14 protein-coding genes are annotated in these 15,107 nt (G+C 62.8%); 11 read left to right on the forward strand and 3 right to left on the reverse strand.

Translation table 11 applies throughout. The annotated features are described in order from the left end of the window. Positions 1 to 24: 24 nt before the first annotated feature. Positions 25 to 1,263, forward strand: coding sequence for an ATP-binding protein (locus VUN82_04410; protein XAS74604.1), 1,239 nt, complete (start codon positions 25 to 27; stop codon positions 1,261 to 1,263). A gap of 76 nt (positions 1,264 to 1,339) precedes the next feature. Continuing rightward, entirely contained in the window at positions 1,340 to 2,020 is a 681-nt protein-coding gene (locus VUN82_04415; GenBank protein ID XAS73102.1) for a response regulator transcription factor, read from the forward strand. A gap of 105 nt (positions 2,021 to 2,125) precedes the next feature. Here the strand turns inward: VUN82_04415 and VUN82_04420 are convergent, their stop codons facing one another. Beyond that, positions 2,126 to 2,683: a hypothetical protein gene (locus VUN82_04420; protein XAS74605.1), complete on the reverse strand. Its 558-nt coding sequence runs from the start codon at positions 2,681 to 2,683 to the stop codon at positions 2,126 to 2,128. Between the two features lie 293 nt (positions 2,684 to 2,976). Between VUN82_04420 and VUN82_04425 the strand changes: the two genes are divergently transcribed. From VUN82_04425 to rlmB, 6 genes are all read left to right on the forward strand, one after another. Continuing rightward, positions 2,977 to 3,459 carry a CarD family transcriptional regulator gene (locus tag VUN82_04425; GenBank protein ID XAS73103.1) on the forward strand — a complete coding sequence of 161 codons (483 nt, stop codon included), beginning with the start codon at positions 2,977 to 2,979 and terminating at the stop codon, positions 3,457 to 3,459. Between the two features lie 119 nt (positions 3,460 to 3,578). Further along, positions 3,579 to 4,361, forward strand: a complete 783-nt coding sequence (gene ispD / locus VUN82_04430; protein ID XAS73104.1) for a 2-C-methyl-D-erythritol 4-phosphate cytidylyltransferase — start codon at positions 3,579 to 3,581, stop codon at positions 4,359 to 4,361. After that, entirely contained in the window at positions 4,361 to 4,924 is a 564-nt protein-coding gene (gene ispF / locus VUN82_04435; protein ID XAS73105.1) for a 2-C-methyl-D-erythritol 2,4-cyclodiphosphate synthase, read from the forward strand. The genes ispD and ispF overlap by 1 nt, the downstream gene beginning before the upstream one ends. After that, on the forward strand, positions 4,917 to 5,273 hold the full coding sequence (locus VUN82_04440; GenBank protein XAS73106.1) for a hypothetical protein: 357 nt from the start codon (positions 4,917 to 4,919) through the stop codon (positions 5,271 to 5,273). Before ispF ends, VUN82_04440 begins: the two co-directional genes overlap by 8 nt. A gap of 35 nt (positions 5,274 to 5,308) precedes the next feature. Then, a complete protein-coding gene (cysS, locus tag VUN82_04445; protein XAS73107.1) occupies positions 5,309 to 6,778 on the forward strand; it encodes a cysteine--tRNA ligase in 1,470 nt (489 codons plus the stop codon). 79 nt (positions 6,779 to 6,857) lie between these two features. Continuing rightward, positions 6,858 to 7,847 carry a 23S rRNA (guanosine(2251)-2'-O)-methyltransferase RlmB gene (rlmB, locus tag VUN82_04450; protein ID XAS73108.1) on the forward strand — a complete coding sequence of 330 codons (990 nt, stop codon included), beginning with the start codon at positions 6,858 to 6,860 and terminating at the stop codon, positions 7,845 to 7,847. A gap of 418 nt (positions 7,848 to 8,265) precedes the next feature. Here rlmB and VUN82_04455 read toward each other — a convergent pair whose 3' ends face one another. After that, on the reverse strand, positions 8,266 to 9,075 hold the full coding sequence (locus VUN82_04455; protein ID XAS73109.1) for a carbon-nitrogen hydrolase family protein: 810 nt from the start codon (positions 9,073 to 9,075) through the stop codon (positions 8,266 to 8,268). 238 nt (positions 9,076 to 9,313) lie between these two features. Here VUN82_04455 and glgX point away from each other — a divergent pair, with 238 nt between their 5' ends. The 3 genes from glgX to VUN82_04470 are packed head-to-tail and all read left to right on the forward strand — an operon-like array spanning position 9,314 to position 12,269. After that, a complete protein-coding gene (glgX, locus tag VUN82_04460) occupies positions 9,314 to 11,428 on the forward strand; it encodes a glycogen debranching protein GlgX (GenBank protein ID XAS73110.1) in 2,115 nt (704 codons plus the stop codon). Positions 11,429 to 11,438: 10 nt separating this feature from the next. Further along, complete coding sequence (locus tag VUN82_04465; GenBank protein XAS73111.1) at positions 11,439 to 11,903, forward strand: ribonuclease domain-containing protein; 465 nt, start codon at positions 11,439 to 11,441, stop codon at positions 11,901 to 11,903. Between the two features lie 6 nt (positions 11,904 to 11,909). Then, positions 11,910 to 12,269, forward strand: a complete 360-nt coding sequence (locus VUN82_04470) for a barstar family protein (GenBank protein XAS73112.1) — start codon at positions 11,910 to 11,912, stop codon at positions 12,267 to 12,269. Between the two features lie 197 nt (positions 12,270 to 12,466). On the opposite strand, the gene glgP is transcribed toward VUN82_04470, so the two are convergent. Next, complete coding sequence (gene glgP / locus VUN82_04475; protein ID XAS73113.1) at positions 12,467 to 15,091, reverse strand: alpha-glucan family phosphorylase; 2,625 nt, start codon at positions 15,089 to 15,091, stop codon at positions 12,467 to 12,469. Positions 15,092 to 15,107: the final 16 nt, after the last annotated feature.

Genomic DNA, 15,107 nt, shown 5'->3' on the forward strand with positions numbered 1-15,107 from the left:
GCATAAGCTGGACACGTGGATCCGTTGCTTATAGGTGTCGTTGCAGGCTTGGTTGGCCTGTCACTGGGCGTCTTTGGCATGCTCGCTTTCAGGATCAGCGAGCGGCAGCGCAGGATCGTGGACCTGGACGTTACCGAGCCACTGCTTCCGGAAGGTGCAGCGGAGGTGCTTGCCGTCGTCGGCCGCGCGTTTGTGGTGGTCGATGCGATCGATGGCGTGGTCCGCGCGAGTCCGGCAGCGTACGCCTACGGACTGGTCCGCGGCCACACAGTGGTTCACAAGCAGCTCCTGGACATGACCGCAAAGGTCCGTCGCGATGGCGTGATCCTGGAGCAGCAGTACGAACTTCCCCGCGGCCCGCTCGGCAAGGGCACCATCGTGGTCCAAGTGCGGGCAGCCATGTTGGGTTGGGAGTACATCGTGCTCCTGGCCGACGACCGTACCGAGATCACCCGCACGGAGGAGATCCGCAACGACTTCGTGGCCAACGTTTCCCACGAACTCAAGACGCCGGTGGGTGCTATTTCGCTGTTGGCTGAGGCCCTGGAAGCCTCGCCTGACGATGAGGAAGCAGTTCGCCGCTTCGCCAAACGCATGCATAAAGAATCCGGACGCCTCGCCGCGCTGGTCCAGGACATCATTGAGCTTTCCCGTCTTCAGGGTGCAAATGTTGCCCAACAGGGCCACACGGTGGACATCAACACTGTGATTACCGAGGCAGTGGACCGCTCGCAGCTCCCGGCCGAGAGCAAGAATATCCAGATCCTGGTGGGTGGCCATTCAGATTCCCTGGTGTTCGGTGACAGGGACCTGCTGGTCACCGCCCTGCGCAACCTGATCGACAACGCCATCCGCTACTCGCCGGAGAACACCCGGGTGGGCGTTGGAGTCCGGACGCGGGAGGGGGTCGTGGCTATTTCAGTCACGGACCAGGGCGAGGGCCTCACCCCGGAGGACCAGGAACGCGTCTTCGAACGCTTCTACCGGGTGGACGCTGCACGCTCCCGGCACACCGGCGGCACCGGCCTCGGCCTCAGCATCGTTAAGCATGTTGTGTCCAACCATGGTGGCGAGGTCACCGTGTGGTCCCAGCCTGGTCAAGGCTCAACGTTCACCATCCGCTTGCCCGAGATGGAAGGCCAGGACGACGACGCCGGCCTCCCGGCTCATGCTGCGTCCACTGCTGAGTCCCCGGAGCTACCAGCGGGGGGTGCCGCCGTCGAAACCCACCACGCGACTCAGCAACCGCATCACGCGAATTAACCGCATCACGCGAATCAACCGCATTACGGGAATCAACAAGGGGCGCCGGCGGCGCCCAAGAGCAAGGAGCCAGCGCTTGAGCAGGATTTTGATAGTGGAGGACGAAGAGTCCTTCAGCGACCCCCTGTCCTACCTTTTGGGCAAAGAGGGTTTCGACGTCGAGGTAGTGGATAACGGCACCGACGCCTTGGTGGAATTCGACCGGAATGGGGCCGACCTCGTCCTGCTGGATCTCCAGCTGCCTGGAACGCCGGGCACGGAGGTGTGCCGTCAACTGCGCCAGCGTTCCAGCGTGCCGGTGATCATGCTGACCGCCAAGGACTCGGAGATCGACAAAGTGGTTGGCCTGGAGCTGGGTGCAGACGATTACGTCACCAAGCCGTACTCCTCACGCGAACTCGTAGCGCGGGTGCGTGCAGTGCTCCGCAGGCAGGGTGAACCCGAAGAGCTGATCACCTCCACCGTGCAGGCCGGACCCGTCCGCATGGATATTGAGCGCCACGTGGTGAGCGTAAACGGCGAACAGGTATCACTGCCGTTGAAGGAATTTGAACTCCTTGAAATGCTGCTCCGCAATTCCGGGCGTGTGCTCACCCGGGGCCAGCTGATCGACCGCGTGTGGGGTTCAGACTACGTAGGCGATACCAAGACCCTTGATGTCCACGTAAAGCGCCTGCGCAGCAAGATTGAGCCGGATCCGTCCGTTCCGAGGTACCTGGTGACGGTGCGTGGACTGGGCTACAAGTTCGAGCCGTAAAGCTAAGTCAGTCGGCATTTAGCCAGCAGACTGTCAAGACAACAACAAGGAAGGGTTCCGCCGAAGCGGAACCCTTCCTTGTTGTCTTTGCTTGTAGCCAGCCTGCTAGTGGCCGGCAGCTGCAGATTCGGTGGCGGTCGGCGTTGCAGTCGACGTTGCCGTGGAAGTCGAAGACGGAGTTGCCGAGGCGCTCGAGGAGGGCAAGTATTCCTTGTACTCAGGGAGCGTGCCATCAACTACGGGAACGTTGATTTTTGCGGTGTCCGAACCGCTGCGAATGGTTACCGGGCTCAGTCCACCGGGCTTGGTGCCGGCGGAGCTAAGGACCGCAGCGTCGGATTCGCTATTCAGGTACGTCTCCGAGTTCGCCTTAACGGGAATCTCCGTCTGGGCCCCATTTGCACCACTGATGGTCAGGGTTGCATCCGAGTTGGACTTGTTGAACACTGCGCCGATCACGCGGCCGGGCTGGTTCTCGCCGGAGGCGACGATCAGCATGTTGCGCAACTGCAGCTGGCCGAGATCTGCTCTGATCCCGTCCGATGCTGAGTACTGGTGGGAAGTCTGCTGGGCGTTGACGAAGCCGCAGCCGGTAACGGACAGAAGACCGACGCCGATTGCAGCCGCCGCAATTGCCAGCTTGCCGCGCTGGACAGGGTTCATCGCAGTAATGCGCACGACACCTACTCCTCAAGAGTCATTGGAACACTTTTCAGCCATAGCCTATCGGCAAAGCGGCCGAAATAAGGATTCGAGAAGGCATTGTGGCGAACGCGACCGGGAAGATCCGACGCGCAGCTTGCTTCCGTGAAGCATCTTTCGGGGCTCACGTCAAGGGGTATCGTGAGCTCGTTTGGGGCCTATTTCCCTTTATTGGCGCGGCTGGAGGCCCCGTCGGGTGCCAGTCGTATGCCTTAATCGTGATAGACTAGTCTGCGGGAAAGGGGAAAGTCCACATGGTTTTTGAGGTCGGCGAGACAGTAGTTTACCCTCACCACGGTGCAGCAAAAATTGAGGAAATCAAGATGCGCACCATCAAGGGCGAAGAGAAGATGTATCTCAAGCTCAAGGTGGCTCAGGGTGATCTGACCATTGAAGTTCCAGCAGAGAACGTTGACCTTGTTGGGGTCAGGGACGTAGTGGGCAAAGAAGGCTTGGAGCACGTATTTGACGTTCTCCGCGCCGAGTTCACTGAGGAGCCTACCAACTGGTCACGTCGTTACAAGGCAAACCTGGAGAAGCTTGCTTCGGGCGATGTCATCAAGGTGGCGGAGGTCGTTCGCGATCTTTGGCGTCGTGATCATGATCGCGGCCTTTCCGCAGGTGAGAAGCGCATGCTGGCCAAGGCGCGGCAGATTCTGATTTCAGAACTGGCCCTGGCTGAGAAGACGGACGAAGAGAAGGCAGCAAGCGTTCTTGACGAGGTCTTGGCTTCCTAAGAATTGATACCCGGTGGTGCGAAAGCGCCGCCGGGTTTCTTTTTGCCGCAAAGTAACCGCAGCAGCGGAATTACCCGGCATGTGGGTTTTCCATGCACATTCCGCATAACCTTGGGCGCATGAGTATTCCTTCCAAACGCGCTGTTACGGCGGTGATCGTGGTGGCTGCCGGCTCGGGCGAGCGCCTCGGCTACGGCATGCCCAAAGCCAAAGTTCCTCTCGGTGGTGAAACCATCCTGATGCACGCCCTTCGTGGCGTTGTCGCTGCCGATGTTGCGCGCCAGATCTGCGTTGCAGTGCCCAAGGGGGATGCGGAACTCCGCCAACTGATTGCCGGGTTCACCGTTGAACTGGTAGATGGTGGCCCTGAAATAACCGTCGTCGACGGCGGGTCCACCCGTGCTGACTCCGTCCGCGCTGCTTTGGCTGCTTTGGAAGACGGCACCGAAGCCGTGCTCGTCCATGACGCAGCCCGCGCACTGACCCCCGAGCGCGTATTCCAGCGCGTAGCCGATGCTTTGGCCTCCGGCGCCAAGGCCGTCATTCCGGCCATGCCTGTGGTGGACACCATCAAGACCGTGGCCCAGACCAGTGCTTCGGACTCCGGCATCGCCCCGGAAGTTGTCACGGGAACAGCACCCCGGGAACAGCTCAGGGCAGTTCAGACGCCGCAGGGCTTCGACCTCGCAACGTTGCGCCGCGCGCACGACGCTGCCGAGCTCTTTGATGACAAGCAGGCCGCCGCAGTCACGGATGACGCCATGCTGGTTGAGCTTCTGGGCGTTCCGGTCCACGCAGTCCGCGGGGCCAGCCAGTCGCTGAAGATCACTACGCCCCTGGATCTCATCATTGCCGAAGGCCTCTTGGAGGGCCCTCTCGGAATGCGCTGGGTGGAAGGCTGATGGCGGCTCCGCAAGCTGCAGGCCTTCCCGGACACTCGGTCCTGCCTCGTACCGGAATCGGCGTCGACGTGCACGCATTCGCACCGGAGGACGATCCCCAGCCGCTCTGGTTGGGTGGCCTCTTTTGGGAAGGCGAGCAGGGGCTGTCAGGACATTCCGACGGCGATTGCGTCGCCCATGCGGCTGCCGACGCCCTGTTTTCCGCGTGTGGAATTGGTGACCTTGGCACCCATTTCGGCACTGACCGCCCCGAGTTCGCCGGTGCCTCCGGGGTAAAGCTCCTCGGTGAGGCTGCGCGGATAGTCAGGGCCGCAGGGTTCGAGATCGGCAATGTCGCCGTCCAATTCGTAGCCAACCGCCCCAAGTTCGGCCCCCGCCGCGAAGAATCCCAAAGGATCCTGACCGAAGCCGCGAACGCACCAGTCAGCGTCACAGCCACCACCAGCGATGGTTTGGGATTTACTGGCCGCGGTGAAGGAATTTCTGCAATTGCCACCGCCCTCGTCTACCCCGTCCAAGGAGAAACCCAGCCCGGTTCCACTGAAGGTGGGCTGAATGACTAAGGTGCGTTCCGGCGTCGTGCGTTCCGCCCTACTCTTGTCCGCGAGCGTGGCTGCTGCGCTCCTGCTCGGCGGCTGTGCAGGGACGCCGAAGATGGATGTGAAGGCCAGTTGCGAGTTCCTCAACAACGACACCTTCAAGCCCGACGGCAACCAACAGCAGCAGTCCAAGCAGATCGCTGCCCACTATCACGAGATCGCGGACAAGCTGGCTCCGGAAATCGGCGATCCCATCAAGGAGATGGCCGCCATCATGGACAAAGCCGCCGCTTCCTCGCTGGGAGCAACCACTCAGGAACAGCAACAACAGCTGACCGTGCATTTCAACAAAATCGGCGAGTACTGCAAGTAGGCAGGTCACGCCGCGTCATCGGCTAATCTGGAGCGGTGACCCTGCGCTTCTATGACACCGCCTCCGCCGAAGTCCGCGACTTCGTTCCCCTCGAACAGGGCAAGGCCAGCGTGTACTACTGCGGGGCTACTGTCCAGGGCATGCCGCACGTTGGGCACGTCAGGTCGGCAATCGCGTTTGATCAGCTGACGCGCTGGCTCGAATTCCGTGGCCTTCGCGTCACAGTAGTCCGCAACGTCACGGACATCGACGACAAAATCCTGGCCAAGTCCGAGCAATCCTTCGGCCCCGAGTGGGCTGCCGAGCCGACGGCGCGGAAAGACGAGGAGTGGTGGGCTTTGGCTTACCGCTATGAGCAGGAATTCGAGAACGCCTACGAATCCCTCGGCGTCCAGCGGCCGACGTACGAGCCCCGTGCCACCGGGCACATTCCGGAAATGCACGCGCTGATCCAGCGGCTGATCGACCGCGGCCATGCCTACCCCGCACTGGACGACTCGGGAGACGTCTATTTCGACGTCCGCTCCTGGAGCAAGTACGGTTCGCTGACGCGGCAGAACATTGATGACATGCAGGGAGCGCCCGACGCCGACCCCCGCGGCAAGCGCGATGCGCGCGACTTCGCGCTGTGGAAGGGTTACAAGGACGGCGAACCCGTCACCGCCAAATGGGAATCCCCTTGGGGAGCGGGACGACCCGGATGGCACCTCGAATGCTCCGCCATGGTCACCAAATACCTGGGCACGCGCTTCGACATCCATGGTGGGGGACTGGACCTCCGATTCCCGCATCACGAGAACGAGATGGCCCAGTCCCAGGCTGCAGGCGACGAATTCGCCAATTTCTGGATGCACAACGGCATGGTGACCTACGAGGGCGAAAAGATGTCCAAGTCCATCGGCAACACGGTGAGTCCTGCGGAAATGCTTGAGTTGGCCTCGCCCCGGGTGGTTCGCTATTACCTCGGGCAGGCGCACTACCGGTCCGTACTGGACTATCGGCCTACGTCACTGCAGGAAGCAGCCGCCGCCGTCGAACGCATTGATGGCTTCATTGCCAAGGCCGCCGCGAAGGTGGGGCAGCAGGTCAGTGAGCCGACGAGCTACACCGAGGGTGCCCAGGCCGCGATGCCCACCGCCTTCGTGGCCGCTATGGACGACGACCTCAATGTCCCTCAGGCGCTGGGTGTCCTGCACGAGACTGTTCGGGCTGGCAACACGGCCTTGGCCGCCGGCGACCTGGACGCCGTCAAGGACGCCCTCTCCAGCGTCCACGCCATGACAAATGTCCTTGGCCTGGATTCCGTGAAGCGCCCGGAGGCCGTGCAAAGCCGCGAACATGCGGCCCTGGAGATTTTGGTGGAAGCACAACTCGAGGCCCGCGCCGCCGCCAGAGCACACAAGGACTGGGCCGCGTCCGACGCCATCCGCGACACGCTCGCGGCCGCCGGGGTCGTCGTCGAAGATGGTGCGGAAGGCGCTACCTGGAGCCTGAAACGCGACTGACAAACCGACGCCACCGCCGAATTGCATTGGGTCAGTAGACTGGAATGCAGACTCATTAATTTCAAGCAAGGTGGACAGAATGGCCAACCACGGTCGCCCGGGTGCAATCCGCAAGAGCAAGAAGGGCCCCTCCACGGGTACCGGAGGCCACGGTCGCAAGGCCCTCGAAGGCAAGGGGCCCACCCCCAAGGCCGAGGAACGGACCTACCACAAGGCGTACAAGAACAAGCAGCTTTCCGAGCGTTCGGCCGCCAAACGCGGTCCGGCACGCCCGGGTACCGGCGCCCGCTCCGGCCCCAAGGGTCGCGCAACTGAAGAGCTGGTCACCGGCCGCAACTCGGTCGTGGAAGCGCTGCGCGCCGGCATCCCTGCCAAGGCCCTGCACGTCGCCATCCGCATCGAAATGGATGACCGCGTCAAGGAGTCCCTCAAGCTTGCAGCCGAACGCGGTATCCCGCTCCTCGAAACCGGCAAGCCCGAACTGGACCGCATGACCGAGGACGCCGTCCACCAGGGCCTGGTCCTGCAGATCCCGCCGTACGAGTACGAAGACGCTTACGACCTCGCCGAGACCACCATCGCCAAGTGGAAGAAGGGGCACATCTCCAACGCCCCGATCTTCGTTGCCCTCGACGGCATCACCGATCCCCGCAACCTCGGCGCGATTATCCGCTCAGTCTCCGCGTTCAGTGGCCACGGAGTCATCGTCCCCGAGCGCCGGTCCGTCGGCGTCACGGCATCGGCATGGAAGACCAGTGCCGGCGCAGCAGTCCGCGTACCCGTGGCCCGCGCGTCCAACCTGAACAACGCCCTCAAGCAGTTCAAGAACATGGGCATCTATGTGCTCGGACTGGACGGCGACGGCGACGTCTCACTGCCCGACCTCACGGTAGCCACCGAGCCCGTTTGCATCGTGGTCGGCTCAGAAGGCAAGGGCCTGAGCCGGCTCGTCCGCGAAAACTGCGACCAGATCGTCTCGATCCCGATCGACTCCGCCATGGAGTCGCTCAACGCATCCATGGCTGTGGGTATCTCGCTGTACGAGGTGTCGAGGCAGCGCGCCAGCTAGTCCCCGAGGCGCCGCAAGCGAGTCAGCGAGGCGGCGCAAGCGCCATCCTCCGCGTGCTGCTCCTTCGTCGCTTTGACGCACGCTTCCGGATGCCGCTTGCGCCGCCTTTGGATCCTCTCTCACATCCCGCGGGTTTTTTACGGATGCTCGTTCACATCCCGCGGCTTTTTTACGGATGCTCGTTCACATCCCGCGCGTTTTTTACGGATGCTCGTTCACTTCCTGACCGTTTTCGGCAAGCGCTCTCTCACGTCGTCATCGTGGGGGAGCGTTTGCTGTTCTTCAGGAAAGGAGCACGACGTCGGTACCTGGCGCGGGCGGACCGGTCACCCTTTGGGCGGATGTGAGAGAGCATCGGCCAGAAGGTATCCGGATGTGAGAGAAGATCCGCCCAGAAGCCGCAGGATGTGAGAGAACGTCAGAAGTCGCGGCGGTTGGCCAGGACCGGGAGCTTCTGGCGGGCTTCTTCCACGACGGCGGGGTCGAGGTCGGCGAAGAGGAGCCCAGGTTCGCCGTCGAGGGCTTCCAGGACTTGCCCGAAGGGGGACACGACGGCGGAGTACCCCACTCCCGTTGGCGCGGCACCCTTGACCTCAACACCTTGCGTAGCAGGATCTCCTTGGCCACAGGCAAGCACGAACGTGGTGGTGTCCACCGCCCGGGCGCGGGACAGGAGCTGCCATTGATCGGCCTTGCCCGGTCCGGCTCCCCACGATGCCGCCACGATGTTCACCACGGCACCACGCAACGCGTTGGCTGTGAACAGTGCCGGGAAACGGATGTCGTAGCAGGTGGCCAAACCAAAGGTGACGCCGCCGACGTCGAACGTCACTGGGTGTGTTCCCGCCTCAACCGTGTCCGACTCCGCGAAGCCGAACGCGTCGAAGAGGTGGATCTTGTCGTAGCTGGTCTCCACGCCGGGGCCTGTGACCATGAGAGTGTTCCGCACGCGGCGCCCGCCGGAATCCGAAGCGGAGCCGGGCGTGAACATGCCGGCCACGATCACCAGCTGCAATTCGTTGGCGAGCTCGCGCACCCCGCTTGCCCAGGGGCCGTCAAGAGGTTCGGCGATATCCAGCAGGGAGTTACCGAACGCGCGCATCATTGCTTCGGGGAAAACAACAAGCTCCGCGCCGCCATCCTTGGCGCGGCGGGCGTACTCTTCCAGAAGCCGCAGATTGTCAGCCAGGTCCCGTCCGGTGATGACTTGAGCGAGTGCAACGCGCACGATTGAACCTCCAGTTCTGTCAGTCCCAGTATGGCAAGGCTGCAGTCAACCTACAGCCGCAGCGACATATTCGGGGGAGCCGATACGAATGTGCTGTTGCCCCGGCAAAGCGTTCCAGCACGTGAGCGGCCCGGAACTACGACCGCGGCCGGTACGTACCGGAAATTTGACGTGGTGCGCGCCGTCACACGGGAGGCTGACTCAGCACTCATCCTGTATGGAACTAAACTTGCAAGCAATGGTTATGCCTATTTTGGACCCAGCAGCCGCCCTGGATGCATCGCGCCCCAGGCCCTTCGGACTGAGCAAGCCCCAGCCCGACTTCTTTGATGCAGTCACCCAGCAGACAGACAACGTGAACGTTGCAGTGTTTGCACCCGACCTGGAACGCGTTGAAGTGGCGTACCAGGCACCGGGTGATGGTTGGCGGGTTCACACCCTTCCCAACCTGGAGGATGGTGTGCACTTTGGCATCGTCAGCGGCATGCCGCCGGGCACACGCTACGGTTTCCGCGCCGCTCCAGCTGAGGGCGGGCTGCCGATGTCAGTACCGGCACTGGATGTTGATGACGACGGCGAACAGTCACTGTTGCTGGATCCCTATGGTCGCGCTGTGGATCAGCGGGGCGAATTCCTCACGAGTGTCCATATGGCATCGGATTTTGACTGGGGCGACGACGCGCCGCCGCGGACACCCATGCGTACGTCGGTGATCTACGAGGCCCACGTACGTGGTCAGACGATGCTCCACCCGGACATCCCGGAGCACCTCCGCGGCACCTATGCCGGGATGGCACACCCCGTGATGATCCAGCATCTGACCGAGCTTGGAATCACTGCCGTGCAACTCCTGCCCATCCACTTCCACCTGGACGAGTCCCACCTCCAGGACCTGGGCATGACGAACTACTGGGGATACAACACTGCTGCCTTCTTCGCCCCTCACTCCGACTACGCTACGGAGGCTGCGCGGAACGCAGGCCCCCACGCTGTGCAGGACGAGCTCAAGGGCATGATCAAGTTGCTCCACGCGGCCGGCATCGAGGTCCTTCTGGACGTGGTCTACAACCACACCGCGGAAGCCGGACCGGACGGGCCCGCGTTGAGTTTCCGTGGCCTCGCGGAGAAGCGCTACTACCGGCACGATGCACATGGGCGCTATCTGGATACCACTGGATGCGGCAACACCTTGGATTTCAGCGATCCCGTGGTGGTGGACCTGGCGTTGGATTCCCTGAGGTACTGGGTGAATGATTTCCACGTGGACGGCTTCCGCTTTGACCTCGCCGTGACCTTGTGCCGGGACGCTGGCAACCAATTCGATCCCAACCATCCCTTCCTGCGGGCCATTGCCGAGGATCCGGTGCTGTCAGAGGTCAAGCTCATTGCCGAGCCCTGGGATGTGGGTTACGGCGGCTGGCAGACAGGGCGGTTCCCGCAGGGATGGTCCGATTGGAACGACCATTTCCGCGACGGCGTCCGGCGCTTCTGGCTCTCCGATCGCGCTGCCATGGAGGCTGGCGGCCAAGGCGGCTCAGTCGCGTCGTTGGCTGAATTGATGGCAGGTTCGGCGAGCCTGTTTGCGCCCTCCGGCCGCACGCGCTTGGCCTCGGTCAACTTCATCACGGCACACGACGGCTTCACGCTCAAGGACTTGGTGAGCTACGACCGCAAGCACAACGAAGCCAACGGTGAGCAGAACAGGGACGGCCACGGAGACAACCGCAGCTACAACCATGGCTTTGAAGGCCGCAGCGAGAACGAGGAAATCGTGGCGGCCCGGGCGCTGTCCGTCCGGAATCTGATGGCTACCTTATTGTTGTCCATTGGCGTTCCCATGATCACCGCTGGTGATGAGATCGGGCGCACGCAGCACGGCAACAACAATGCTTACTGCCAGGACAATCCCACGGCGTGGTTGGACTGGAGCCGGACCCAGGAAGCCAACGCCATGTTCCAGACCACCAGGGAGCTTGTGAGGCTCCGCCGCTGGTTCCTGCGCCACCAGCCCGAGAGCTTCCCGGCCCACGCGAACGATTCCAACCTGCAGTGGTTCGACGACAAGGGAAAGCGCATGACGCCCGCGCGCTGGAATGATCCCAACGCGCGCTCCATCCAGCTCCTGATGGGTCACGAGGACAGCGAAATCCGTGGCTTGATCGTGGTGAACGGCAGCAACCAGGACGTGAAGATGGTGCTTCCCGAGATCCTCAGCGAAACGGGCATCGGCAAGCGCATGTTCGAGCTCCGGTTCACAACCTCGGTGCTGCATGAACGCCGGAAGGGTGCCCTGGTGGCGTCGGGCGAGCGGGATATCCTGCAAGCCAACACCATCAACATTTACCGCACCTAGGAGTCCCCGCATGAAACGGAGCAGCAGCAAACTGCTGGCCTTCGCAGCCCTGGTGATTGCCGTCGTCGCGCTTGTGGTCGCAATGGTGGGCGGAGGCCCATTGACAGCCCCTCAAGGAGCGTTCAGCACACAAACCACGACGGCGGAGCCTGGCTCCGTGTCAACGCCGCCGTCCGTGGCAAACCCCTCTGCGCTGCCCACCATCAACGCCTCGCAGCTGCCCAAGGAAGGGCAACAGACGCTTGCCCTGATCGCGAAAGGCGGCCCGTACCCGTACCGGGAAGACGACGGAAACTTCGGCAACTTCGAAGGACTCTTGCCCAAGAAATCCAGCGGCTTCTACAAGGAATACACAGTCGAAACACCTGGTGCGTCCAACCGAGGCGCCCGCCGAATCATTGTTGGCAAGGACACGGCGAAGTACTACACCGCTGACCACTACGATTCGTTCAAGTTCATCGTCGAAGGCAAGTAGGAACCCATGAAGATCTATTCCGCAGACACCTGGACCCTCGAAGAACTTCAGGAGCAGATTTCCGACGCCGGCCGCAGGACCGTGATGGTCCCCCCGGCAGCAACAAAGCAGTCAGTCCTGGAAGTCTTCGCCCAGGTCCTGGACTTCCCGGAGTACTACGGCGTGAACCTGGACGCCCTCAATGACTCCCTGCATGACTTCGCCGACGCCCTGTCCGACGACGGCGGCACTCCCGTCACGATGATCTGGCAAGTCCCAGCGGCCTACCGAACGGACCGCTCCTTCGGCGTGGTCTGCGAAATCCTCCAAGACGCCGAACGCTACGCAGGCCGCGACCTCGCAGTCATCGCCGTCTTCGAAAATTAAAGAACGAAAGACCGCACACTCCTGCAAGGACCTCCGAGGACCCGAAGGACACGAGGCGCCACAAAAGTGGAACTGACCGCGAACCGGCTACACCCATTGGCGCCCTTTTGGGCGACCGTGACCCGGGAGCGTGCGTCAAAAGCGAGGAACGAGCTAGCACGCCGAGGGTTACGGCCGCCCAACGGGCGAAGCAAGGATCAGGCGTTCGCGATCAACCCCAGCTCGGCTTTTGAGGCCAGCGCCGAGTGCTTCGGGAACACGCGGACGGTGTAGCCGAAGGAGCCTGAGCGGTTGATGACCAGGTCGCCGTGGAAGAGGTGGCGTCCGCCGCCGAGGTTCTCCAGGGAGTCCAGTTCCGCTACGACGATATCCTCAAGCTCGTCGGATTCCTCGGCGCGTCCGAAGGCTACTTCCACGGAGACGTCGTCGGGTGTCAGGTTGTGAAGTGCCACGTAGGCGTTGACCTGCAGGGTGTCGCCGACCTGGGGTTCTTCGGAGACCCCGACGGAGTCGACGTGTTCCACGACGACCTCGGGCCAGGCGCTGCGGACCTTGGAGGTCCAGGCCGCGAGTTCCTTGGCTTCCTTGAAGGATTCAGCGGTGGCCCGACGCCCGGCTACTGCTGCGGGGCAGTAGAGGTTGTTGACGTAGTCGTGGAGCATGCGTTCGGCTGAGACTGCCGGACCCAGGTTCGCCAGGGTGTGCTTGATCATGGACACCCAGTGGGTGGGCACGGTTTCGCGGCTGGATTCGGAGGGTCCTGCTGCCCCGGCGCCTTGGGCCACGGTGGTCCCGTAGAAGCGCGGTGCTACCTGGGTTTCCAGCAGCTCATAGAGTGCGGAAGCCTCGATGTCGTCGCGTTCATCTGCGGATGCGCCGTTGTTGGCTGTGGGGATCGCCCAGCCGTTTTCGCCGTCGTACATTTCGTCCCACCAGCCGTCCAGGACGGAGAGGTTGAGTGAGCCGTTGATGGCTGCTTTCATCCCGGATGTGCCGCAGGCTTCCAGCGGCCGCAGTGGGTTGTTGAGCCAGACGTCGCAGCCGGGGAAGAGGGTGCGGGCCATAGCGATGTCGTAGTTCGGGAGGAACACGATCCGGTGGCGCACTTCGGGGTCGTCGGTGAACCGGACGAGGTCCTGGATCATTTTCTTGCCGGCGTCGTCTGCGGGGTGGGATTTGCCTGCGATAACCAACTGGATGGGGTGCTTGGGGTCCAGGAGGAGGGCCTTCAGACGCGCGGGGTCGCGCAGCATGAGCGTGAGTCGCTTGTAGGTGGGCACGCGTCGGGCGAAGCCGATGGTCAGCACGTCCGGATCCAGTACGTTGTCCGTCCAGCCAAGCTCGGCGTCGGCGGCGCCGCGTGTCTTCCACGAGGCGCGCAGCCTGCGTCGGACGTCTTCGACGAGCTGGGTGCGCAGTTGCTTGCGGAGGCCCCAGACGTCCTCGTCACTGACGTTGTAGGCGAGGTCCCAGCGGCCCAGGGCTTCGGCTTCTGGACCGAATTGTTGCCGTGCCAGGGTCGATATCCGCGGGTCCACCCAGGTGGGAACGTGGACGCCGTTGGTCACGGACGTGATGGGGATCTCGGAGTGGTCGAAACCGGGCCACAGACCGGAGAACATTTCCCGCGAAACCACGCCGTGCAGCTTGGCTACGCCGTTGGCGCGCTGGGCGAGGCGCAGGCCCATGACTGCCATGTTGAAGACGGAAGGGTTGCCGCCGTCGTAGTTTTCCCGGCCGAGTTCCAGGATCCGGTCCACAGGCACAGCAGGGGCGAGCCCGGCTTCGAAGAAGTGCTTGATCTGGAGGGTCTCGAAACGGTCGATCCCTGCCGGTACGGGGGTGTGCGTGGTGAAGACGGTGGATGCACGGCCTGCAGCGAGGGCTTCGTCCCAGGTGAGGGGATCAGTCGCGTCGGACATCGCTTCCTGGATGCGTTCGATTCCCAGGAATCCTGCGTGGCCTTCGTTCGTGTGGAAGACTTCCGGTGCGGGTGTGCCCGTCAGTTCCTGGTAGACGCGCAGGGCCTTGACGCCGCCCATGCCCAGCAACAGTTCCTGTTGGAGGCGGTGATCGCCGCCACCGCCGTACAGGCGGTCGGTGATGCCGCGCGCGGCTTCGTCGTTGGAGGGGACGTTGGAGTCCAGCAGCAGCAGCGGAACGCGTCCGACGTCGGCACGCCAAACATGAGCGTGCAGCTCGCGGCCGTTGGGAAGCGGAAGCGAAATGTGCACCGGCTTGCCCGGAACGCCGTCCTTGGAGGGCTGGCGCAGAAGCGTCAGCGGCAGGCCGTCCGGGTCCAGGACCGGGTACGTTTCCTGCTGCCAGGCGTCACGGGACAGCGACTGCTTGAAGTAGCCGGCCTGGTAAAGGAGCCCGACGCCGATCAACGGCACCCCGAGGTCCGATGCGGCTTTGAGGTGGTCACCGGCAAGGATGCCCAGGCCACCGGAGTACTGGGGGAGAACCTCGGTGATGCCGAATTCCGGCGAGAAGTAAGCGATGCAGGCCGGGGCTTCATCACCCAAGCCCTGGTACCAGCGGGGCTCGCTGAGGTAGCGGTCCAAATCGGCTGCAGCTTCCTGCACCCGGTTTACGACTTCGCCGTTGCTGGCCAGGTCCTGCAGCTGCTCCCTGCTGATGGACCCCAGGAGGGCGATGGGGTCGTGCTGCGCGGCCTCCCAGAGAGCCGGGTTAAGGCTCGCAAAAAGTTCCCTGGTGGGCCGGTGCCAGGACCAGCGCAAGTTGGTCGCCAAGCGGGCCAGGGGCCGAATGGGCTCAGGGAGGACGGTACGGACTGTAAATCTTCGAATTGCCTTCACGAGCGCCACACTAACG

The sequence above is a fragment of the Micrococcaceae bacterium Sec5.1 genome (assembly GCA_039636795.1).
GTDB lineage: Bacteria > Actinomycetota > Actinomycetes > Actinomycetales > Micrococcaceae > Arthrobacter.

Bases quoted from the DNA above. Each gene is read 5' to 3' on its own strand.
- VUN82_04420 (XAS74605.1), bottom strand. From the start codon at position 2,683: ATGAACCCTGTCCAGCGCGGCAAGCTGGCAATTGCGGCGGCTGCAATC.
- VUN82_04425 (XAS73103.1), top strand. From the start codon at position 2,977: ATGGTTTTTGAGGTCGGCGAGACAGTAGTTTACCCTCACCACGGTGCA.
- ispD (XAS73104.1), top strand. From the start codon at position 3,579: ATGAGTATTCCTTCCAAACGCGCTGTTACGGCGGTGATCGTGGTGGCT.
- ispF (XAS73105.1), top strand. From the start codon at position 4,361: ATGGCGGCTCCGCAAGCTGCAGGCCTTCCCGGACACTCGGTCCTGCCT.
- VUN82_04440 (XAS73106.1), top strand. From the start codon at position 4,917: ATGACTAAGGTGCGTTCCGGCGTCGTGCGTTCCGCCCTACTCTTGTCC.
- rlmB (XAS73108.1), top strand. From the start codon at position 6,858: ATGGCCAACCACGGTCGCCCGGGTGCAATCCGCAAGAGCAAGAAGGGC.
- glgX (XAS73110.1), top strand. From the start codon at position 9,314: ATGGTTATGCCTATTTTGGACCCAGCAGCCGCCCTGGATGCATCGCGC.
- VUN82_04465 (XAS73111.1), top strand. From the start codon at position 11,439: ATGAAACGGAGCAGCAGCAAACTGCTGGCCTTCGCAGCCCTGGTGATT.
- VUN82_04470 (XAS73112.1), top strand. From the start codon at position 11,910: ATGAAGATCTATTCCGCAGACACCTGGACCCTCGAAGAACTTCAGGAG.